The organism is Microcoleus sp. B3-D2 (assembly GCF_036705345.1).
Classification (GTDB): domain Bacteria; phylum Cyanobacteriota; class Cyanobacteriia; order Cyanobacteriales; family Microcoleaceae; genus Microcoleus.
The window spans coordinates 15,354-38,190 of the sequence record NZ_JAUBUG010000037.1 but is presented as its reverse complement, the minus strand read 5'-3'; the positions used below and the strand labels follow the sequence as shown (position 1 = coordinate 38,190).

Annotated in this window: 15 protein-coding genes and 1 tRNA gene; 10 read left to right on the top strand and 6 right to left on the bottom strand. The window is 45.9% G+C overall.

All coding sequences use genetic code 11. The features are described 5' to 3' along the window. Window positions 1-21: 21 nt before the first annotated feature. The 8 genes from QUB14_RS15480 to QUB14_RS15445 all read left to right on the top strand — a co-directional run bounded on the left by QUB14_RS15480 (window position 22) and on the right by QUB14_RS15445 (window position 11,878). Window positions 22-2,025: an FHA domain-containing protein gene (locus QUB14_RS15480; protein ID WP_333217811.1), complete on the top strand. Its 2,004-nt coding sequence runs from the start codon at window positions 22-24 to the stop codon at window positions 2,023-2,025. Window positions 2,026-2,447: 422 nt separating this feature from the next. After that, on the top strand, window positions 2,448-2,876 hold the full coding sequence (locus QUB14_RS15475) for a hypothetical protein (protein ID WP_333217812.1): 429 nt from the start codon (window positions 2,448-2,450) through the stop codon (window positions 2,874-2,876). A 180-nt stretch (window positions 2,877-3,056) separates the two neighbouring features. Beyond that, a complete protein-coding gene (locus QUB14_RS15470; protein WP_333217813.1) occupies window positions 3,057-4,199 on the top strand; it encodes a DNA cytosine methyltransferase in 1,143 nt (380 codons plus the stop codon). Window positions 4,200-4,643: 444 nt separating this feature from the next. After that, a complete protein-coding gene (gene miaB, locus QUB14_RS15465) occupies window positions 4,644-5,987 on the top strand; it encodes a tRNA (N6-isopentenyl adenosine(37)-C2)-methylthiotransferase MiaB (protein WP_333217814.1) in 1,344 nt (447 codons plus the stop codon). Window positions 5,988-6,517: 530 nt separating this feature from the next. Continuing rightward, window positions 6,518-7,588 (top strand): D-alanine--D-alanine ligase family protein, encoded by a 1,071-nt coding sequence (locus QUB14_RS15460; RefSeq protein ID WP_333217815.1) that lies wholly within the window; start codon window positions 6,518-6,520, stop codon window positions 7,586-7,588. A gap of 265 nt (window positions 7,589-7,853) precedes the next feature. Continuing rightward, a complete protein-coding gene (locus tag QUB14_RS15455) occupies window positions 7,854-8,936 on the top strand; it encodes an AI-2E family transporter (RefSeq protein WP_190659562.1) in 1,083 nt (360 codons plus the stop codon). Window positions 8,937-9,467: 531 nt separating this feature from the next. Further along, window positions 9,468-10,757, top strand: a complete 1,290-nt coding sequence (locus QUB14_RS15450) for an HhoA/HhoB/HtrA family serine endopeptidase (protein WP_333217816.1) — start codon at window positions 9,468-9,470, stop codon at window positions 10,755-10,757. Between the two features lie 248 nt (window positions 10,758-11,005). Further along, window positions 11,006-11,878 carry an MBL fold metallo-hydrolase gene (locus QUB14_RS15445; protein ID WP_333217817.1) on the top strand — a complete coding sequence of 291 codons (873 nt, stop codon included), beginning with the start codon at window positions 11,006-11,008 and terminating at the stop codon, window positions 11,876-11,878. Window positions 11,879-11,955: 77 nt separating this feature from the next. Here QUB14_RS15445 and QUB14_RS15440 read toward each other — a convergent pair whose 3' ends face one another. The 3 genes from QUB14_RS15440 to gcvH all read right to left on the bottom strand — a co-directional run bounded on the left by QUB14_RS15440 (window position 11,956) and on the right by gcvH (window position 16,212). After that, window positions 11,956-12,210: a hypothetical protein gene (locus QUB14_RS15440; RefSeq protein WP_333217818.1), complete on the bottom strand. Its 255-nt coding sequence runs from the start codon at window positions 12,208-12,210 to the stop codon at window positions 11,956-11,958. Window positions 12,211-12,408: 198 nt separating this feature from the next. Then, window positions 12,409-15,402 (bottom strand): aminomethyl-transferring glycine dehydrogenase, encoded by a 2,994-nt coding sequence (gcvP, locus tag QUB14_RS15435; RefSeq protein WP_333217819.1) that lies wholly within the window; start codon window positions 15,400-15,402, stop codon window positions 12,409-12,411. Window positions 15,403-15,822: 420 nt separating this feature from the next. After that, entirely contained in the window at window positions 15,823-16,212 is a 390-nt protein-coding gene (gene gcvH / locus QUB14_RS15430; protein ID WP_333163397.1) for a glycine cleavage system protein GcvH, read from the bottom strand. Between the two features lie 59 nt (window positions 16,213-16,271). On the opposite strand from gcvH, the gene QUB14_RS15425 reads away from it, so the two are divergent. Then, complete coding sequence (locus QUB14_RS15425; protein ID WP_333217820.1) at window positions 16,272-17,105, top strand: alpha/beta hydrolase; 834 nt, start codon at window positions 16,272-16,274, stop codon at window positions 17,103-17,105. Window positions 17,106-17,214: 109 nt separating this feature from the next. Here QUB14_RS15425 and gcvT read toward each other — a convergent pair whose 3' ends face one another. The 3 genes from gcvT to QUB14_RS15410 all read right to left on the bottom strand — a co-directional run bounded on the left by gcvT (window position 17,215) and on the right by QUB14_RS15410 (window position 19,032). Then, window positions 17,215-18,366, bottom strand: coding sequence for a glycine cleavage system aminomethyltransferase GcvT (gene gcvT, locus QUB14_RS15420; protein ID WP_333217821.1), 1,152 nt, complete (start codon window positions 18,364-18,366; stop codon window positions 17,215-17,217). A gap of 236 nt (window positions 18,367-18,602) precedes the next feature. Then, window positions 18,603-18,675 (bottom strand) — tRNA-Ala (locus QUB14_RS15415). Between the two features lie 153 nt (window positions 18,676-18,828). Then, window positions 18,829-19,032: a hypothetical protein gene (locus tag QUB14_RS15410; RefSeq protein ID WP_190659577.1), complete on the bottom strand. Its 204-nt coding sequence runs from the start codon at window positions 19,030-19,032 to the stop codon at window positions 18,829-18,831. 382 nt (window positions 19,033-19,414) lie between these two features. On the opposite strand from QUB14_RS15410, the gene QUB14_RS15405 reads away from it, so the two are divergent. Next, a complete protein-coding gene (locus tag QUB14_RS15405) occupies window positions 19,415-22,798 on the top strand; it encodes an Eco57I restriction-modification methylase domain-containing protein (protein WP_333217822.1) in 3,384 nt (1,127 codons plus the stop codon). Window positions 22,799-22,837: the final 39 nt, after the last annotated feature.

Sequence of the window (22,837 nt, the reverse complement as noted above, 5' to 3'; positions counted from 1 at the left end):
ACGGCTGATGTTTAAAAAATCATGAATTCTCAACCCTTGCGCCTGCGACTGACTTGGACAGATACAGCTACGGGGGATTGTCGATCCCCGATACTCGACTTACCCATCGCTTTGGGACGAATTTTTGAAGCTATGCCCCCCACAATCAACGGGGAACGAGTTTCTCGAATTGCCCTCAGCAGCAGTCAAGTTTCTCGCTTTCACGCAGTGATTGGCACCGAAGGCAACAGTATTCTACTTACTGACACGGGCAGCCGCAACGGTACTTTTGTTAACGGCATTCGCCAAACCCGTTGCGTGCTGGCAAACGGGGATATGCTGCAAGTTGGGCCCTACGCGATCGGCATTTCTTTTGCTGTGAATTCCCCTGAAATGCCGTCGGTCAATTTTCACATTTTCTTTAACCCGCAGACCAATGGGCCAGATCCCGCGTTGGGCCAGCCAGTAATGTTGCAGCTTCCTCAAACAAGTAGTAGGGGAGAATTTCCGCCGATCGAATTTTTGCAAGCTTCTCAAGTGTCAATGCGATCGGTCGAATCTAGGGGACTCCCTGTGGCAGAAGTTGATTGGGCTGCTGTTGGCGGCGGTTTGGGCAGCTTTATTTGGGTGGATTTGCTGAGAATTTGCGGCGTGAAAATCGATCGAATTGCGGTTTTGGGCATGGAAAACCAGCCTTACGCCCGCTATCTGCGTCTGTGCCTGAATTCTCAAATTCCGCTGCGGGAACGCCTACGATCGAATTCTGACTCTTGTCCAGACAACATTTGGGGGTGGCCTCCCTATGCTTTGCGGGAAGCTTGGCAGGAATTGCTGAAAGGGCGTTTGGGGATGTCGTTGAAGTTGATGTGGCAGGTGTTTGCTGAACCGACTTTTGCCGAAACTTATACGCCTCGCGCGGGGAATGTGTTTGATTCTATTGACAGGGAAGTCGATCGAATTGGGTGGAATCAGATGTTTCGCTACGGTAGAGTGCGGGGAATTCGCAAAACAGATGACGGCAGGTACGCGATCGCTTATTCTCGATCGAATGCGGATCACCGCGACCACGCTTTTTTAATCGCCAAATACGTACACTTAGCCACCGGCTATCCCGCCATTCAATTTCTGCCCGACTTGCAAGGTTACCGCGAAAAAACCCAGGATTTTGAGTCGGTTGTCAACGCTTATGAAAGCCACGACGGCGTTTACGAAAAATTGGAGGCCAGCGGCGGCAGCGTGTTAATTAGAGGCCGGGGAATTGTGGCTTCGCGGGTGGTGCAGCGAATTTACGAAGCGCGACAGCGGAACCGCAACATTCAAGTATTGCATTTGATGCGATCGCCCAAACCTCAAGGTAACAAATTTAAACTCGCTCAGCGAAGAGTCGAAAATCACTACGAATTTCAACCTTTCAACTGGCCAAAAGCTTGCTGGGGCGGGGAACTCCGCGTACTTTTGGAACAAGCCGCCCCGGAATTGCGGCCGCAGTTGCTCACAGACTGGGGTGGAACTACTACAGCCCAGCGCAGCGACTGGCGGCGGATTGTCAAAGAAGGTTTAAGTCAAGGATGGTATCAAATTACCTTCGGTGAAGTCGAGCGAGTCGAGCGCGACAGTCAAAACCGCACGGTGACGTACATACAGGAGAAGGAACTCAAGGGGCAAATTAAGTTAGAAGCTGATTTTATTATTGATGCTACGGGTTTGGACGCTAAGGTAAAAACCAGTCCCCTGTTAAACGATTTGGTAGTTCAATACAATCTTCCCCTCAACGGTTTGGGCCGGCTGAGTGTTAACAACGATTTTGAAGTACCAGAATTGCGGAATTCTTCTGGTAGCAACACAGAAGGCCGGGTATACGCAGCAGGCGCGATTACTTTGGGAGGGCCTTACGCGCCGGTAGACAGTTTTTTGGGCTTGCAATACGCCGCCTTGCGTTCGGTTGAAAGTCTGGCCGCCAACCGAGTTGCTGGTGTGCGGAAATTGAGCGTTTGGCGATCGTTCGTGCAGTGGTTGAAGTGGATTTTAAATAAATCTCCCGACTAACTTGAAGGACGAAGTTCGGCAACAAGCAATGTACAGGATTTAATGGATTTAACTGAGATATTGCACTATTGTCAATTACTTGTTTAGGAACAGGCAAGATGCCTGTTCCACAAGAGATGAATTTTATTGTGGAACAGGCATCTTGCCTGTTAAGCGAGAATGGTGCAACATCTCACATTTAATAGATTTAACTGAGATATTGCACTATTTCAATAGTTTTTTTACCGGCGGGCAGGATGCCTACCTCACAATAAAACTCACTATTTGTGGAACAGGCATCTTGCCTGTTCTTGAAAATGGTAAAAAAAAATGTCATATTTAACTGATTTAAACGAGGTTCCCATTCAATCTAAAATCTAAAATCTAAAATCTAAAATCGAACATCCTTCCCATTCAATCTAAAATCTAAAATCTAAAATCGCATGACTCCCACCTTATTCGGCCGTTGGCAAACTCGGTTACTGTTATTTGCAACCGTAGGCGTTTTAGTAACGCTGCCCTTTTTTCTGGGTTTAATTACCTCCCAATCAGGCTCAATCTTTTTCTGGATTTTAGGGTATGTAGCGATTTTTGGCATCGGCTGGGATGCTTTATATATATACATCCAGCAGTTCCGCTGGGATCGAGATTGGCCCGGCGCGTTTCAATTAGTCGCTGGAATTTGGGAAGCACTTTTTATGCTATTTTTAATCAAAATTCTCGGTTTGCCGGGGATACCTGCACAAGATTTTGACTTGGGAGCTTTTGCTTTGCATTATAGTTTAGTGTGGCTGGCTATTTATCTGGCATCCCAAACACTGATGCGGATTTTGTTTCCCCACTGGCGTTTCCGAGGCGGGCAATGGTTGTAATAATAGCTATAGGGGCCGTTTTTACCCACAATAATCGCCTCAAACCAATAATCTAATAAACCCGCCCCGGCTATTCTACCAATTCCCAATTCCCAATATAATTTCTAGTCAGGTGTACCGAGCCCGGGGCACCCAACATAATTTATAGTAAGCTCAACTCAAAATTGCTGCGATCCTTCAATGCACCATCCTCCTTGTATTTTCTCATTTTTTTCGGGTTCAGGCTTGCTCGATCTGGGTTTTGAGTCGATCGGCTTTAATGTAGCGTATGTCAATGAAATTTTCCCACCTTTCATGCAAGCATACCGCTATTCTCGGCAGTGCCTGAATTTGCCGGAACCAGAATACGGATATTGCCAAGGAGAGGAAGCAGATGTAACTCGACTTGTAGGGGGAGAAACAGCTTTTCGTTTGCGAGAATTGATGCAGGATGCCCGCAAGCATCACGATATTGTGGGATTTATCGCGGGGCCCCCTTGTCCTGACTTTTCTATTGGCGGCAAAAACCGAGGTGGGGAAGGAGATAAAGGTCAACTTTCAGCTTCATACATTGAATTGATTTGTCAGCAGCAGCCAGATTTCTTTTTATTTGAAAATGTCAAAGGCTTGTGGAGAACCAAAAAACATAAAGCTTTTTACAACAAACTCAAACATCAGTTGGCTGATTCGGGATACGTTTTTGCCGAACGTTTAATTAATGCGATAGAATACGGGGTTCCGCAAGATAGGGAGAGAATTATTTTGATTGGGGTGAGAAAAAACCTTGTCAAAAATTTGGGCATTTCCCTAGAGGAAAAAAGCCAAATGTTAGGCGAAAGTTTATTTCCTTGGCAAAGTCAGGTATTATATCCCAAATCAGAAATTTTTTCTCATCCTTGGCCTAAGAGAACAGCCTTTGCAGATGATGGTTTCGTGCCTTGTCCTGATGGCATTCCCCAAGATTTAACGGTAGAATTTTGGTTCCAAAAAAATGACGTTCTCAACCATCCCAATGCCCAACACTATTTCCAACCCAAAGCAGGCCTTAAGCGGTTTGCTTCCGTTGATGAAGGAGATGATTCAAAAAAATCTTTCAAGCGATTGCACCGATGGCGTTATTCGCCAACAGCTTGTTACGGCAATAACGAAGTTCACTTGCACCCTTACAAACTTCGCCGGCTTTCTGTTGCAGAAACACTGGCTATTCAGTCACTGCCAAAAGATTTTGCACTGCCGGCAAAGATGACGTTGACTAATATGTTTAAAACTGTTGGCAATGGGGTTCCTTATTTGGCTGCACAAGGTATTGCCAAAACAATTTTACAGTTTTTACAGACAAAATAAATAGAGAAATACGCCCAAATAAACCTTAGCATCAGGACTTTCGCTGTGGTGCGTGAGGGCGAAGAATTTTTTAATTCAAACTGTTGTGAGATTTTTAACACTCACCGACGGCCCCAACTACATTTTGCTGCCTGACGCGCGGTTTAAGATTGAGTGTCGGTGGCGCAAGTTACTAGCCGCGCCTCACACATTCTACAGATTTGTGAAAGTGTTTTTTTTAAGAGACAAGATTCTATGCCTTTGCAAACTATCTTGAAAGGCATTTGCGTTTATCTGCGGTTTCCCCTATCCATTAAAGATTTATGCAATAAGTCTAATAAACAGCAGAGGGTGCTGACAAAGAAAAAAGACGGATAAAAATAAAAGTTCACAAAGGGTTTAGACTTGTTATATAATAGTTGGTTAAGGTTGAAAACCTATATTTTTTATTGCCTGCAATTCGCCATGACCGTTAAACCCCGCCGCTATCACATCACTACTTTCGGATGCCAGATGAATAAAGCCGACTCGGAACGGATGGCCGGCATTCTGGAAAATATGGGCTTTGAGTTCTCGGAAGACCCGACCGAAGCTAGCTTGATTCTCTACAATACTTGCACGATTCGCGACAATGCCGAACAAAGAGTTTATTCTAACCTCGGAAGGCAAGCTCATCGCAAACGCCAAGAACCGGGTTTAACTTTAATTGTAGCTGGATGCGTGGCGCAGCAGGAAGGTGAAGCGCTGCTGCGGAGAGTGCCGGAATTAGACTTAGTAATGGGGCCGCAACACGCTAACCGACTTGAAGATTTGCTGGAACAAGTTTTTGAGGGCAATCAAGTTGTGGCGACTGAAGCTGTTGAGATTATGGAGGATATTACTAAGCCGCGCCGCGACAGCAAGGTGACTGCTTGGGTGAATGTAATTTACGGCTGCAATGAACGCTGCACTTATTGTGTTGTCCCCAATGTTCGCGGGGTTGAACAGTCGCGGATGCCGGAGGCAATTCGGGCGGAAATGGAGGATTTGGGCCGTCAAGGTTACAAGGAAGTAACTTTGTTGGGGCAAAATATTGATGCTTACGGACGCGATTTGCCGGGGACAAAACCCGACGGCAGCAACCAGCATACTTTGACGGATTTGCTTTATTTTGTGCAGGATGTGCCGGGAGTCGATCGCCTCAGATTTGCTACTAGCCACCCGCGCTATTTTACGGAAAGATTGATTAAGGCTTGTGCGGAATTACCGCAGGTTTGCGAACATTTTCACATTCCATTTCAGTCCGGGGATAATGATATTTTGAAAGCGATGTCGCGGGGTTATACTCAGGAAAAATACCGCCGGATTATTGATACAATTCGCCATTATATGCCGGATGCTTCGATTACTGCGGATGCGATTGTCGGTTTTCCTGGGGAGACGGAAGCGCAGTTTGAAAAGACTTTGAAGTTGATCGAAGACGTTGGTTTCGATTTGGTGAATACTGCGGCTTATTCCCCTCGCCCTGGGACGCCGGCCGCTTTGTGGGAAAATCAGTTGAGTGAGGAGGTGAAAGCCGATCGCCTGCAACGAATCAATCATGTAGTCACAACAACGGCGATGGAACGATCGCAGCGCTATTTCGGACGCACTGAAGAGGTTTTGGTGGAAGTCCAGAATCTTAAAGATTCAACTCAGGTGATGGGACGCACTCGCGGCAATCGTCTCACATTTTTTAAGGGCGATATTGCGGAATTGGCGGGTAAAATTGTGCGGGTTAAAATTACAGATATTCGCGCTTTTAGTTTGACGGGAGAAATGGTGGAATAGTTTGGAGTTTTGAGTTTTGGGTTGAACCAAAAATAATGTTTGCCAACTCAATACTCAAAACATAAAGTGTAGGGTGTTAAATCGCAACTGGATTTGTGGGAAGAAGTAATTTAACATCAGCAGCAAATTATGCTGAAAATAATTCGCATTTTGCTGCCCACAACTCTTCCTAAAAATAAGCATAACTGGAGTATTGAGTTCCGGGAATATCTAAGTGCGCGAAAAGACGATGAAGGAAATAAACTGTTTCAAGCCAGGGCAAGAAACCGGAATCGAATGCGGAGGGAAATGATGCAATTTTCGATAAAATGTGGCTGTTTGCTGTGGATTCTGGCGACGTTTTAAGTGAAAATGACCGGGGGGGAATTCAGGCTTTTCACAGGCGGGAGGGGGATTTTAACGGCAGAGATCGCAGAGGAGAGAGAGGAAGAGTGGAACAGAGGAGATAAATAGTCTTAAAGCGGTTCGTCTCTGCGTTAGCTGCGCTAACTGCGTGTATATTTGTCGAAAAGTCCTAGGAGTGGTGAAAAATGACAACGATGCGGATCGGGCTATTGTTCGGGGGGCGATCGGGCGAACACGAAGTCTCAATTAGTTCAGCGCGGGCGATCGCCCGTGCCCTCGCTGCTGACGAAAATGCCTCTAAATACGAAGTTCTGCCCTTTTACATCCAAAAAAACGGCCGTTGGCTGTCGGGAACATTACCTCAACAAGTCTTAGCCAGCGGAAAACCTCTGGAAATAGAGGAACAAGCAGGACAAAACGACTCTCCCGCTGGACAGTTTCCTAATTTTAATGCCGTAGACGTTTGGTTCCCTGTTTTGCACGGGCCAAACGGCGAAGATGGTACGGTGCAAGGATTGCTGAAATTAATGCAAGTTCCTTTTGTCGGTTCCGGGGTTTTAGGTTCGGCGCTGGGAATGGATAAAATTGCGATGAAAATGGCTTTTGCTCAGGCTGGTTTGCCACAGGTAAAATACATCGCTGTCAACCGTTCAGAAATCTGGTCTAATCCTTGCGTTTTCCCCAAACTGTGCGACAAAATTGAAGCTGATTTGGGCTATCCTTGCTTTGTAAAACCCGCTAATTTGGGATCGTCAGTGGGAATTTCTAAAGCTCGATCGCGCGCTGAATTAGAAGCAGCTCTCGACAGCGCCGCCAGCTACGACAGGCGGATAATTGTCGAAGCGGGTGTGGTTGCTAGAGAATTAGAATGTGCAGTTTTGGGCAACGACAACCCCCAAGCTTCAACGGTGGGAGAAATTACTTTCCAAAGCGACTTCTACGACTACGAAACTAAATATACCCAGGGACAAGCCGACTGCTCAATCCCGGCAAAAGTCAGCGGTGCGATCGTCTCCCAAATCCAAGAAATGGCAGTGCAAGCATTTTTGGCTATAGACGGGGCAGGTTTAGCGCGAGTAGACTTTTTCTACATTGAATCCACCGGAGAAGTTTTGATTAACGAAATCAACACTTTTCCCGGCTTTACAGCTACCAGTATGTATCCGCAAATGTGGGCAGCGGACGGCATTTCTTTCCCTGAATTAGTAGACCGTTTAATTCAATTAGCTCTTGAACGGCACGGGGAAAAAGGTTGAATCGTGCGCTGCAAACTGCTGCCTTGCCAACAGCAACAAATATTTTTTTCGCGGGTGATATATCCATACCAGCGGAAACGATATAACATGGTTGTGGCAGGCACTGCCTGCCAGCAACCAAATTTTCGCTGCTGGTCGATCGACTGGGAATTTTCAGCAGTCGGGTATAAATTAAATGCACCCTAAAATGTTTAAGCGAGAACGGCGAATAGCAGCGTCAATAATCTCACATCTTGCATCTCAAATTTTAACTCGGTTAACTTAGATGAGACGTTTCACTCAACTGCCGCAGTGGTGGACTTACGGACTGGTATTTCCCCTAGCGGTACTCAACTGCTGGTTAGCCCTCCTAGTCTTTGAATATTTTCGCGCCCTGATTACAGTTTTGGTAGTGGCTACAGTGCTGTCTTTTTTGCTAGATTATCCAGTGCGCTTTCTGCACAGATACGGCTTGAAGCGCGATCGAGCAGTTTTGTCGGTATTGTTTTTGACTTTACTGCTATTGGTGGTTTTAGGTCTGACTCTAGCCCCCATTCTGCTAAACCAAATTACTGAACTCGCCACCCGACTGCCGACTTGGATAGTTTCTGGCACAGAACAGATTGAAGCGTTCAACAAATGGGCGGAAAATCGCAATCTCCGCATTGATGTTAGCGGTTTGACTACCAAATTGAGCGATCGACTGTCAGCTCAATTGCAGTCTCTCACTGGCGAAATTCTCAAATTTGGCTTGGGTGCGGCAGACAGTCTGTTGAATTTCCTGCTCACAATAGTCGTGACATTCTACTTGCTCTTGCACGGCGATCGCGTGTGGGAAGGCTTATTTAAATGGTTTCCCTCCAAGCTGAGCCTTCAATTGCGAGAGTTGCTGGCGCGAAGCTTCCACAACTACTTCGTCGGTCAAGCAACTTTGGCGGGTTTGATGGGACTGTCTATCACTGTTACTTTTTTAATTTTGCGAGTTCCCTTCGGACTTCTGTTCGGTTTGGGCGTGGGTGTAATGACTATGATTCCCTTCGGGGCACCTTTCAGTATTTGCATTGTCAGTTTGCTGATCACATTAAACAACTTTTGGCTCGGCGTCACAGTTTTAGCTGTGGCTACAGTAATTGAGCAAATAATTGAAAGCGGGGTTGCTCCTCGGTTATTAGGCGGTTTTATCGGTCTCAATCCTGTGTGGATTTTAGTGGCGCTGCTGGTGGGGGTTAAGGTGGCAGGAGTAGCAGGTTTGTTAGTTGCTGTGCCGATGGCTGGTTTTATTAAGAATACTGTTGATGTTTTGGAAATTTCGAGGAACAAGTCGAGGGAAGTCGATTCGGTTAGTTCCATTGAACCTATGGAGCAGTAAAATTCCTCCATAGGTTCAAATTTGAGATTTGAAGAGAGTTTTTGCCGGCTATTTTGACTAGGGTTTAGTTGGTACTTTAGCTTGAGGCTTTAGAGGTTTTTTACTTCCTGCTTTAGGGTGAGGCTTTCCGGTGCTTTAGCTGCTATCCTTCCTGGATGCAGGCGGGATTAAAAACCTCGTTTCTAGGTTAACGTCAATCGCTCACAACGAAGATTTTGCGTAGAAACCTGGTTTTTTTGAGGGCAGGATTGTTGTTGACTTCGGATATCAATCCTGTGAAAAGTTTGCGGGAAATGCGGAATATGCGGCCTGGCTAGCGTAGTTTGTATTATCGCGCTCAGACAGCAATTCGCCAGTGCCGACCCAGTTCGCTCGCACTCAAAAGCTCGATTTCACAAACAATTTGCCAGCGACTGTCCGGTTTCTACCCCAGCTTGTAGGGTAAACCCCACCAGTCAAGCAGAGCTCATCAATGCTTGAATTAAAATTAAAGAACCTTAAGTTGTAATTAAATTACAGTAGGTGCTAAAAATGCAAAATCCTAATTATAACTCTCGCTCTAACTCCCACCAACTCAATACTATGTCAACCAAAAATATGCCTGCTAAAACTGTGCGTTCTCGCCATTTCTCGTTGCCGAAAAAACTGGCTTTTTTATCCCTCATTTTGCTCGGTTCCACCGCAACTGTTGGGTGCAACGCCATAACTTCTCAAGTTCCTGGAAGTTCTAACGCCATTCAAGCTGAACCTTCAACTACAGCGCCAATCTCAGCATTGCCTGCGAATATACTGCCCTCTCAAGACTCTAATTTTGTTACTAAAGTTGTGCAGGAAGTCGGCCCGGCAGTGGTGCGGATCAATTCGTCTCGCACGGTGACGAACCAAGTTCCAGATGAGATACCCGAGCAATTCCGGCGCTTCTTCGGTTCGGAATCTCCCATTCAACCGGGAAATCGAGTAGAACGGGGTTCTGGTTCGGGTTTTATTTTTGGTTCTGACGGTCGCATTTTGACTAACGCTCACGTCGTTGACCGCGCGGATACGGTGACGGTAAAACTCAAGGATGGCCGCGAATTTGTCGGCAAAGTTTTAGGCGTAGATACAGTTACTGATGTGGCTGTTGTTAAAATTGAAGCTACTAATTTGCCTGTGGTGAGTTTGGGCAAATCTGAAGAATTAGAGCCGGGAGAATGGGCGATCGCGATCGGTAATCCCCTCGGTTTGGACAATACTGTGACTGTGGGCATTATTAGCGCTACAGGCCGTTCTAGCGCCGATGTCGGTGTTCCTGACAAGCGCGTCAGCTTTATTCAAACCGACGCTGCGATCAATCCCGGCAATTCCGGCGGCCCGCTGCTGAACCAGCGCGGTCAAGTTATCGGCATGAATACGGCGATTATTCAAGGCGCTCAAGGATTGGGTTTTGCTATTCCGATCGATCGAGCACAACAAATTGCCGACCAATTAGTAACAGCAGGAAAAGCCGAACATCCTTATCTCGGCGTTCGGATGTTGAGCATTACTCCCGAAATCAAGAGAGAATTTAATCAAAATCCCAACACCAAATTGAGGCTGACTGAAGATAAAGGCGTGTTAGTTTTGGGGGTTGCGAAAAATTCTCCCGCAGCACAAGCTGGAGTTCGCCTTGCCGATGTCATCAAGAAAATCAACGGTAAAGAAGTCAGCGATGCTGGCAGCGTACAAGAAATTGTTGAGAAAAGTACCGTGGGCAGCGATCTGCAGCTTGAATTAAGCCGCGGCGGACAACCTGTCACTGTGGCCGTGAAAGCGGGTGCTTTTCCAGCGGAGCAGCAGCAGTAGAATAGTTGATTGAAACTTGTCTCTTGCACCATTGTCAATAATCCTTTTATGAACAGGCTGTCCGGCCTGTTCCACAAGAAAATTTATCTTTTGTGGAACGGGCATCTTGCCCGTTCTTGACAATGGTGCAAGATTTAAGTTTTAACCGACTTGTGCTGTGAGACGGGGGTTTAAACCCCGGCGGGATGTGGGGGGTACTCGTTATAGTAAGTTACCATAATTTATATGGGTTATTAAGAGGTAGAAAAATGGCTAACATTAATCGGAGGCGTACTGAAAATATTAACGGTAATTTTTATGTAGACAGTACCTGCATTGACTGTGATACTTGTCGGTGGATGGCGCCTGAAGTATTTACTCAAGAGGGAGAACAGTCTGCGGTTTACCACCAGCCAACTAATGAAGCTGAAGAAATGCGATCGCTCGCGGCTCTTTTGTCTTGTCCCACAAGTTCGATCGGCACTGTTGAAAAACCCACAAGAATCAAAGAAGTTCAGAAAAATTTGCCCGCACTCGTAGCAGAAAATGTCTATCACTGTGGCTACCACTCAGAGAAATCCTACGCCGCAGCCAGCTATTTAATTGTCCGCCCAGAAGGAAACATTTTAGTTGATTCTCCCCGTTTTGTGCCGCCGCTAGTTAAAAATATCGAAGCAATGGGTGGCATTCGCTATCTGTACTTGACTCACCGCGACGATGTGGCAGATCATGAACAATACCACCATCATTTTGGGTGCGATCGCATCCTTCATACTGACGAAATTAACGCAGGTACTCGCAGTGTAGAAATTCAATTGTCGGGCAGTGAACCGCATCAAATCGCAGATGATTTGTTGATTATACCTGTTCCCGGTCACACGAAAGGTCACACAGTTTTGCTTTACAATAACAAGTTTTTGTTCAGCGGCGATCATCTTGCTTGGTCGGAAAGTTTGCAGCAGCTAGTTGGCTTTCGCGAAGTCTGTTGGTATTCTTGGCCGGAACAAATCAAATCTATGCAGAATTTGGCTAATTATGGCTTTGAATGGGTGTTGCCGGGACACGGCCGCAGGTATTCTGCTGAGCGAGAAACAATGCGCCAGCAAATGCAAAAGTGTATTGCTTGGATGGTCGATGCTTAATAGATACTCGGCGGTTGAAACCGCTACTACACACACAAAGTCCGCCTACGCGGACTAAGAATAAGAGGGATTTTGTATTACGCTTTGGGAATCGCAACCAAAGTCATAGAATTAGCCGGGTAAGTTGCCTGAAATCCAGTCTCACTGACACCTAAATCGCTCTGACGGACGATCGCCCCCAAATTCGCCTCGCTGTAAGTGTAAACTTGAACTTTGGCGGCGGGGTTAAATCCTTTCAAACTCAAGTTGCTGGTGAAATTTTGGCTGGTTTTATTAATAATTACCCGCGTCAGAGTACCATCACTGCTGCGATCGGCTGCGTAGATTGACAAAAGCCCCCGATCTTTGCTAAGTGCGATCGCACCCAAGTATCGCCATACTTACCGTGTTTTCCGTCGTAATTCATGTACATTCGGAAAGCCTAAGCCCCCGGTTCCGATATACATTTAAATTTTATTTTTTGGGCGGGCTAGAGGCACCCCACAAGAGTATATGTGTAAGGTGCCCATTGCCCGCCCGGAGAGACTTATTTAACCTTGACTGTAAGCCTCCATTGGCAAACAAGAACAGACAAAATTGCGATCGCCAAACGCATTATCTATCCGCCCCACCGCCGGCCAAAACTTATGTTCGCGAGTCCAAGGTGCCGGATAAGCCGCTTGCGCGCGAGTATAAGGACGATTCCACTCATCAACCATCAGAGATTCTGCGGTATGCGGCGCATTTTTCAATACGTTATTTTGCGCGTCAACATTACCTTTTTCAATTTCCGCAATTTCAGATCGAATTGCAATCATTGCATCGCAAAAACGGTCTAATTCCTGCTTCGATTCGCTTTCGGTAGGTTCCACCATTACCGTACCAGCGACCGGCCAAGAAACCGTCGGCGCGTGATAGCCGTAATCCATCAACCGTTTAGCAATATCTTCAACTTCAATAGCCGCAGATTTTTTGAGCGATCGCAAATCTAGAATACACTCGTGCGCCACTAAACCCGCTTTCCCTTTGTACAAAACCGGATAATAAGATTCTAAGCGCTTTGCCATGTAATTAGCATTAAGAATTGCTACTTTTGTTGCCTCAGTTAAACCCACTCCTCCCATCATCCGAATGTACATCCAAGAAATAGGCAAAATGCTAGCACTTCCCCAAGGCGCTGCGGAAACAGCACCAACTGATGTTTGTTGACTGTTGACTGTTGACTGTTGACTGTTGACTGTTGACTGTTGACTGTTGACTGTTGACTGTTGACTGTTAAGAATAGAATGACTGGGCAAAAATTCTACTAAATGAGACATTACCCCAATCGGCCCCATTCCCGGCCCGCCGCCACCGTGGGGAATACAGAAAGTTTTGTGCAGATTCAAGTGACAAACATCAGCACCAAAATCACCGGGGCGGCACAAACCAACTTGAGCATTCATATTGGCGCCGTCCATATAAACTTGTCCGCCGCAGTTGTGAACAATCTCGCAAATCTCTTTAATTTCTTCCTCAAAAACGCCGTGGGTTGATGGATATGTCACCATCAAAGCCGCCAGTTCATTTTTGTGTTTTTCTGCTTTTTTCTGTAAGTCAGCAACATCAATATTGCCTTGAGAATCGCACTCTACTGGAACTACTTTCATCCCCGCCATCACGGCGCTAGCCGGATTTGTACCGTGGGCTGACTGGGGAATCAAACAGATATTTCGGTGAGATTCGCCTCGGTGTTCGTGGTATTGACGAATCACTAACAAACCCGCGTATTCGCCTTGGGAACCTGCGTTTGGCTGCAAAGAAATTCCCGCAAAACCGGTGATTTCTGCCAACCACTGTTCTAGTTGCACGAACATCATTTGATAGCCGCGAGTTTGATCGCGGGGTGCAAAGGGATGTATCTTGCCAAATTCCGCCCAAGTCACTGGCATCATCTCTGCTGTTGCATTCAATTTCATTGTGCAAGAACCCAATGGGATCATCGATGTATTTAGCGATAAGTCCTTGGCTTCTAAACGGTGCAAATAGCGCAAAAGTTCAGTTTCTGAATGGTAGCTGTTGAAAACTGGATGGGCGAGATAGCTGCTGGTGCGATCGCAAAAATCTGGTAAGGTCAAATAGGAACTTAAGGCGTCTGCATCCACTGCAATGTTGAGAGAATTCTGCCCGTCTGCCCTGATATAATCCTTCTCCTGGGCAAAAATTTTCCACAACTCTTCCACATCTTCAACGGTGACAGTTTCATCTAAAGTAATTACTACTGTCGAGTTATCGAAAACTCGGAGATTAATTTTCCGAACTTTAGCAGCTTCTAGAATTTGTGACAGCGGTTTGTCTGCCAATTCTATCCTCAAAGTATCGAAGAAATGTGGAGAACCAATTTTATATCCGAAACTTCTTAAGCCGGATGCCAAAAGTGCAGTTAAATTCCATACTTTCTCAGCAATATCTTTCAGTCCAGACGGGCCATGATAAACAGCATACATACTAGCCATCACTGCCAGCAAAACTTGAGCAGTACAAATATTGCTGGTTGCTTTTTCGCGGCGGATGTGCTGTTCGCGAGTTTGCAAGGCCAAGCGCAAAGCAGATTTGCCGTTAGCATCTTTAGAAACGCCGACAATTCGCCCCGGAACTTGCCGTTTAAACTCTTCTCGCGTGGCGAAATAGGCTGCGTGGGGCCCTCCGAATCCCATCGGCACTCCGAAGCGCTGAGTGCTTCCTACGGCTATATCCGCGCCGAATTCGCCGGGGGGTGTGAGCAAGCAAAGGCTCAAAATGTCGGCGGCTACTGTGACTAATGCGCCGACTTCGTGTGCCGATCGAATAAAATCCGTATAGTCATAAATTGCGCCGTCTGTGGCGGGGTATTGCAGGAGAGCGCCGAAGATTGTACGATCGAACTCAAAGCTTTGATGGTCGCCGACAATTACCTCAATTCCCAGCGGGTTAGCGCGAGTTTGCACAACTTCAATAGTTTGAGGGTGGCAATCTTGGGAAACAAAAAACGCTTTTGCCTTATTTTTGCTGGCGCCGTAACTTACCGCCATCGCTTCCGCAGCCGCTGTCCCTTCATCCAGCAAAGAAGCGTTGGCAATTTCCAAACCCGTAAGGTCAATTATCATGGTTTGGAAGTTCAGTAAAGCTTCCAATCGTCCTTGAGCAATTTCGGCTTGGTAGGGAGTGTAAGCTGTATACCAGCCGGGATTTTCTAGGATATTCCGCTGGATGACGGGGGGAGTGATGCAGTCGTGATATCCAGTGCCGATGTACGATCGAAATACCTGATTTTTTGCAGCAATTTCTTTCAATTCTGCCAAAGCGCTGTACTCGCTTTGCGCTGCAGGAAGTTGTAGGGGTTGAGAAATGCGAATCGCCGCAGGAACCGTTTTGTCAATCAAGTCATCGAGGCTGGAAATGCCCAAAACATTGAGCATTTGCTGGATTTCGCTGGGTGTCGGCCCAATGTGCCGGCCCGCAAAACCATCAATGGATGAAAGGTCTTGCTGCTGGTTGGGTTCAAGTTGAGGGCTGTAGAGTACCAAGGCTGATTCTCCTGAATTGACTTTTCTTCTTTGTTTGTAACATTTTGCTAAGAAAACAAGGAAGATTTTCTGCGTCTATCAAAGTCCGCCAGGGGTTGAAACCCCTGTCTCACAGCTAAAGTCGTATGAAGACGACTAAGCACGATTTTTTGCGTGTATCAAAGTCCGACAGGGGTTGAAACCCCTGTCTCATAGCTAAAGTCGTCTAAAGACGACTTGAGATTAATGTCGGCGGTTGAAACCGCTGTCGAGAGTCAAACGAAGTCTGCTTCAGCAGACTAAGAGATAAAGGGGTATTTAAGCCGGATTGGCTATCAGTCGTCTTTAGACGACTTGTGCTAAAAGCCCCGTGGGTTTCAACCCCTGGCGGATTGTGGAGGAATCTACGAGCCCCATGCCCTATGCCCTATGCCCTATTCCCTATTCCCCTTCCACCATTTTGCGATACTCCGGGGCCGAGAAAGCGTCATCTGCGTCGCTGGTGTTGTCAACGCGCACTTTCAGCAGCCATCCAGCGCCATAGGGGTCTTCCGCCAAATTTTCGGGAGACTCTATAATGTCATCATTGCGTTCTACGACTGTACCGGTAACTGGTGCTTTCAAGTCTTCAACCGCTTTTACTGACTCGACTGTACCGAAAGCTTCGCCCTTTTCCAACCCTGCACCCACTTCGGGCAAATCTAGAAACACGATATCGCCGAGTTGGTCAACTGCAAAAGCACTAATGCCGATCGTAGCTATTTCGCCTTCGAGTCGAATGTATTCGTGGGTGTCTAGGTATTTCAAGTCATCGGGGTATGTTAGTGCCATGTCTTTTCTCGCAATAAAAAAGTATTAGTTAAATCTTATTCAACTATGAGCCTTTAGTGATGGCTAACTCGAACAAAAAAAATATTAAACGCTTGCTTTTCGGAGAATTTTCTGTCAAACGACTTATGCGCTCTCTAATTTTTATTTACGCATTTCTGTGTTTTTACGGTTTCTTTTTTTCAGAACGGCTAATTTTTCAACCTCCCCCATCTAGTCAGAGTGAGAGCAGGGAAGTTATCAAAGTTAGCTCAGCTAATGGCGTGAAAATTTCTACTGTTCATTTTCCTAACCCGCAAGCTAAATATACCATACTTTACAGTCACGGAAATGCGGAAGACTTGGACGGCATTTTGTGGCTACTCAGAGAGATTCGAGATAGCGGGTTTGCTGTGTTTGCCTATGATTATCAAGGTTACGGCACGAGTCAGGGAAAGCCTTCTGAGTATAATACTTATCGTGATATTGATGCTGCTTACAATTATTTAACGCAACAGTTGGGAGTACCTGCAAACCAAATTATTCTTTACGGCCGTTCTGTGGGCGGTGGACCGGCAATTGATTTGGCTTCGCGGGAAAAAGTCGGCGGTTTGGTGGTTGAAAGTTCCTTTGTTTCGGCTTTTCGGGTGTTGACGCGGATTCCGATTTTACCCTTTGATAAGTTTGTAAATATTAATAAGATTGGCAAAGTTCGATCGCCTGTTTTGGTGATTCATGGTAAGGCTGATGAGGTGGTTCATTTTTGGCATGGAGAGCAGTTGTTTGCAGCGGCGAAGCAGCCGAAATTGAATTTTTGGGTTGATGGGGCCGGTCATAATGATTTGATAGATGTGGCTGGCGATCGCTATGCTGCAACTTTGCGAACATTTGCTAAGCTAGTAGATAAGTCTTCTTGACCAAGATGAGCAACGGGCTAGAAGCCCGTTCCACAACCACACATACACTTCACTTTTTTTTCGGTCGTTGCTCCTAGTCGGCCCCTGAATTAAGGCTTACTTACTTAATTTAACTGGGGCGGTTTTGCAATCGATAAAATGGTTTTTTTACCACACTAGCCGGATAGTTTTTCCCGCGAATTTCGACCTCTAATTGCTGACCGATTTTCGCTAATTTGGCCGGAACAACCGCGAGGCCTACTGCCCGATTCAAAGTAGGCGATAATGTACCGCTAGTAACTTCTCCTACTGTTTCGCCTTCAAATATCACCGGATAGCCGTGGCGCGCAATGTGCCGGCCCTGCATTTCTAAACCTACCAACCTCTTTGATACTCCACTCGCTTTCTGGTGTTCCAAAACCTCGCGACCAATAAAATCGCCTTTGGTGTCGAGGTGAACTACCCAACCCAATCCAGCCTCTAAAGGCGTGATATTGTCGTCGATATCTTGACCGTAAAGAGCCATTGCTGCTTCTAAACGCAAGGTATCTCTCGCGCCCAATCCGCAAGGAACAACGCCAGCAGCTAACAATTTTTGCCACAGTTCTTTTCCTACTTCGGCATCCACCATGATTTCAAACCCATCTTCGCCGGTGTAACCAGTTCGGGCGATAAAACTCGGCTGTCCCAACAGATTTGTTTCTAAGTGACCGAATGCCTTAATTGGTGCGAGGTTGTCTTCCACAAAAGGCTGGAGATAGTTAACAGCTTCCGGCCCTTGAATTGCAATTAAAATTTTATCTTCGGAGAGGTCTGTAAAACTGAGTTCGCTCAATTCTAAGTGAGTGGCGATCCATGCTTTGTCGGCGATGCGAGTGGCGGCGTTGACAATGATTACTGCACGTTCTTCGCTAGTGATAGGGTCTGGTTCTTGGCAGTAGAAAATAATGTCGTCTAAGATGCAGCCTTGGGCATTTAGCAAGACTGTATATTGAGCTTGGCCGGGTTGCAAGCGGCTCAAGTCTGAGGGTACTAAGGGTTGAAATTTTTCTATTAGTTCTTTCCCTCTCAAACCAAATTTTCCCATGTGGGAAATGTCGAACATTCCTGCTTGCTGGCGTACTGCTTGGTGTTCGCTGCTGATGCCTGCGTACTGCACCGCCATCTCCCACCCGGAAAATGGTACCATCCGGGCTTTGAGTTCTAATGATAGGTCGTACAGAGGCGTGCGGGCAAGTTGGCTCGGACTCTCTGGATTGCTGGATTCAGTTGACTTTGCCACAGGTAGCGCTTTGGTTGCGGGTAGACTGTTTTGATTTTACGGGAAAATTGGTTTTCGCGGTGTGTAGCGCGATCGAATTTAAGGACACGCCAATACTGTTTAGGTACAAGTCGCGATCGAAATTAAGGGCGCGGCAGTGCCGTTTCCCTACGAGTAAGGACACGGCGATGAGGAAACGGCAGTGCCGTTTCCCTACGAGTAAGGACACAGCAGTGCCGTTTCCCTAATATTGTTTATGGAGAATAGCGGGCTCGAACCGCTGACCCCTACAATGCCATTGTAGTGCTCTACCAACTGAGCTAATTCCCCTTTCTTTTCGCGCTCTCAATCATGCCTTAACTGACCAATATTTGTCAAGCTTTTTGGGGAAATTAGTTTTGAGCCCTGGATTGGCAAGGCTTTCAGCTTTTTCTTCAAAAAAGTCTCCTCGCTTCTGGACAATGGTCAATCCCCTACTATGATCTAGTAAGTGTGTTGCGATATTTCGGTCAAATGGCTCAAACAAGACCCCATGAGGAAGTAGACGACTAGCAGGGCGGCGGCTGAGACCGCAACTAGGGTGCCGGCTAGCATTAGTGAAAATTCCCGTTGCGCGATCGCCTCCTGCATTAGGTGCAAAGACCAGGCAACGAGGGCAACGTCAATTATTAAAATAGAAACCAGCATAAGTTACGATTTGTAACAGCTTACCTATTGTAACAAAACTTTTCGCTCCGTGCAGATAAGCTCAGGCGTATTTAACTTTTGCTGTAAAACCCGAAGGGAGCAGCGGAAAGCTACTAAGAAAAAATGATAGCTTTTGGTGATAATTACAATATGCAAAGTAAATGAGAGCTAGCTCAGCTTTAGAGGTGGCGTTTTTGACTCTTGAGCCAGCGATTCCCTAGGGGATAGCCGCGCTTCACACGCTTTTTTGAGGGGTCAGGGTGCGTTAGCGAAGCCCTCGAAGAGGATCGACCTTTGAGTATAAGTGATTTGATAGCAGAAGGTCTGAGCGGCTGTTGCACTTGGATGCTGTAAAATTAAGTTTATTAACCTGCTTGAAAAAATGACAAATCGCTCTAGTCGCGCCCTTTTTCACAGCAAAACACTCAACACTGCTTTGCGTGCTTTTAGCTTTCCGCCAGATATGGAAGTGCGCCACCAAAAATTGGGAACGTGGATTGCTGCACTTAAAACGGGTACGTTAGACGAAATTAAAGAAGTTTCGCTGCACGGCAATTTTATTAATGATATTTTTCAGGATATTTTGGGATATCGCTCGGTAATTCAAGGTGCGGGGAAAGCTTGGGAAATTAACGCCGAACAAACGATATCTGATGGCGGCGGTTCTGCTGACGGGGCGATCGGCTTTTTTACTGCTGCTGACAATCCTAAAGGCAAAGCCGTGTCCCTGCAAGGTAAAGTGATTGCTCCGATCGAACTCAAGGGAGCGAAAAATGATTTAGACCGTCCCGCATCCGGGCGCTCGGAATCAGCGGTTGACCAAGGTTGGCGTTACGCTAATTATACACCCGATTGTCGCTGGATTATTGTCTCGAATTATCGAGAGTTGCGACTTTATCATACCAATAAAACTCCTGCTTATTACGAACAATTTTTTCTGGCTGACTTGGCGGATAGGGAAGCTTTTAAGCGGTTTTACTTTCTGCTGTGTCGCCGCAATTTTTTGCCTCAAAACCAAGCTCAAACAGTTTCTGTTATTGACAGACTGTTAAAAGACTCTGACGAAGCTCAAGAAGAAATTACCAATAAATTATATCAAGAGTACAAAGCAATTCGACTCGCTCTCGTCAAGCATTTTCGCTTTTCTGGGCCGCAGGATATCCCCAACCGCGATCGCGTACTCATCGAAAAAGCTCAAAAAACTTTAGACCGTGTTTTATTCATTGCTTTTTGTGAAGATAAAGGGTTGCTACCGCGAAACACCCTCAGCAACGCTCACGACCACAAAGACCAATACAATCCTAGATTAATTTGGGAAAATTATCAATCTGTATTTCGTTGGGTTGATGTTGGAAATGATGACCCTCCTGTACCGGGATACAACGGCGGTTTATTTAAATTAGATCCGGTTTTAGACGCACAATTGACTGTGCCAAATCCCTTATGCAGTCAGCTTAAGAACTTGACGCGATTTGATTTTGATACCGAAGTTTCGGTCGATATTTTGGGGCATATCTTCGAGCAGTCTGTTACAGATTTGGAAGAATTAAATGCTGAAACTACCGGACAGGAATACAATCAGAAAAAAGGCAAGCGAAAAACTCAAGGTGTGTTTTACACGCCAGCTTTTATTACTCAGTATATTGTCGAGGTTTCTCTCGGTGGCTATTTGCAGCGGCGAGAGCAAGAGTTGCGCGATTTCTTCCTAATTAGCGAAGTTGCTGAAGTGTCGGTTCAGCCACCAAAGAAAACTGCAATTAAGTTTTGGAAAGCCTATCGAGACGAGGTGCTGCAAAAAACGCGCGTCATCGATCCGGCGTGCGGTTCGGGTGCTTTTTTGATTGCGGCTTTTGATTATTTGATGCAGCAGTACGAAAGAGTCGATCGCGAATTGAATGCTTTGGGGTATAAGCCAAAAAACGGCAACTCGCTGGAATTTGACCGAAGCATTTTAAGCAACAACCTGTACGGCGTAGATTTGCTGCCGGAATCGGCGGAAATTACCAAGCTTTCGCTGTGGTTGAAGACGGCGGAACCTGGTAAAATGCTGACTTATTTGGATGATAATATTAAAGCGGGAAACTCGATTGTCGCCGACAGTAATGTAGCAGATACAGCGTTTGATTGGCAGGCTGAATTTCCCCAGATTTTTGCTGATGGTGGTTTTGATGTTGTGATTGGCAATCCGCCTTACGTGCGGCAGGAGTTGCTATCCCCAATTAAACCATACTTGCAAGAAAATTATGAATCATATAACGGCGTAGCAGACCTTTATACTTACTTTTATGAACTCGGATTAAACATTCTCAAACCGGGGGGAGTGCTTTCGTATATTGTCACAAATAAATGGCTGAGGTCTGGATACGGCGAACCTCTACGCAAGTTTTTTGCCAGTCAAGGTTTACTAGAGCAAATTGTTGATTTTGGACACGCGCCAATTTTTGAGGATGCTGATACTTTTCCCTGTATTGTCGCAGTCAGAAAACCTAACGCTTCTCTATGTATCTCTGAAACAGAAAGCGAGATTGAGCCAGGTAAATCTGAACCTAATTCGCCTGTGATTGTTTGTCCGGTTCCGCGCGAGGAACTTGCTAATATCAACCTTACACAATACGTTCAACAACACGGTTATCAAATTTCGCGAGATCGTTTCACTGCGAATTCTTGGAGTCTGGAACCTCCTGCTGTTGATGAGTTGATGCAGAAAATTCAACGAGTGGGAGTTTCGCTAAAAGATTTTGCAGGGGTTAAGCCTTATCGGGGTATATTAACAGGATTTAATGAAGCTTTTTTGATTGATGAAGCTACTAAAAATAGTCTGGTTCAAGCTGACCCTAAATCTGCGGAAATTATCAAGCCTTATTTACGAGGTCAAGATATTAAACGCTGGAGTCCAGAGTGGGCAAATCTTTGGGTTATTTTGCTGAAATCTAGCAGCGATAGTGTATGGCCGTGGAGTAAAGCAAACGATAAAGCAGAGGAAGTATTTGCACAAACATTTCCATCGCTGTATCAGTATATGAAGCCGATGCAAGAAAAACTGTCTAAGCGTTCTGACAAAGGACGTTACTGGTGGGAACTGCGTAGCTGTGCTTACTACAGGACTTTTGAAAACCCCAAAATTATTTATCAGGTTATTCAAACTTTGCCGCAATACGCATGGGATAATTCTAGTGCTTATGGAAATGATAAAACCTTCATTCTGGCTAACAGCGATTTATGTCTGCTAGGTTGGCTCAATTCACCGCTAATTTGGTGGTACAGCCATCGAGTTTTTACTCAAATGCTGTCAGGGGCAATTAGCCCAATGGGATATTTATTTGAAACTTTACCCATCGCACCACCAACTGACTCAATTCGTGCCGAAGTCGAACTACTTGTCAGCCGTTTAATTGAAATCACCCAAACTAATCAACAAACTCACCGAGATGTCTTGCAATGGCTGGAAATCACTTATTTAATTGATAAAGTCGGACAAAAACTAGAAGATTTTTCTGCCCTTTCCTTTGCCGAGTTCGTAGCAGAAATCAGAAAGCGAATGCCGAAAACTAAATCCTCCGATCCTCTCGGCGTTGCTGGACTGAAAGCAGTCCGCGAAACTTATAATGAATATGCACCGGCCATTCAATCTCGCAAAGCTGAGGCGTTGAGACTCGAACACCGTTTATCCGACTTAGTTAATCAAGCTTACGGATTGACACCGGAAGAAATAGATTTGATGTGGAAAACGGCACCTCCGCGAATGCCGATCGCCCGACAGATTTGATATAATGTTATATTTGCTGAAACTATTATATCAAAAATT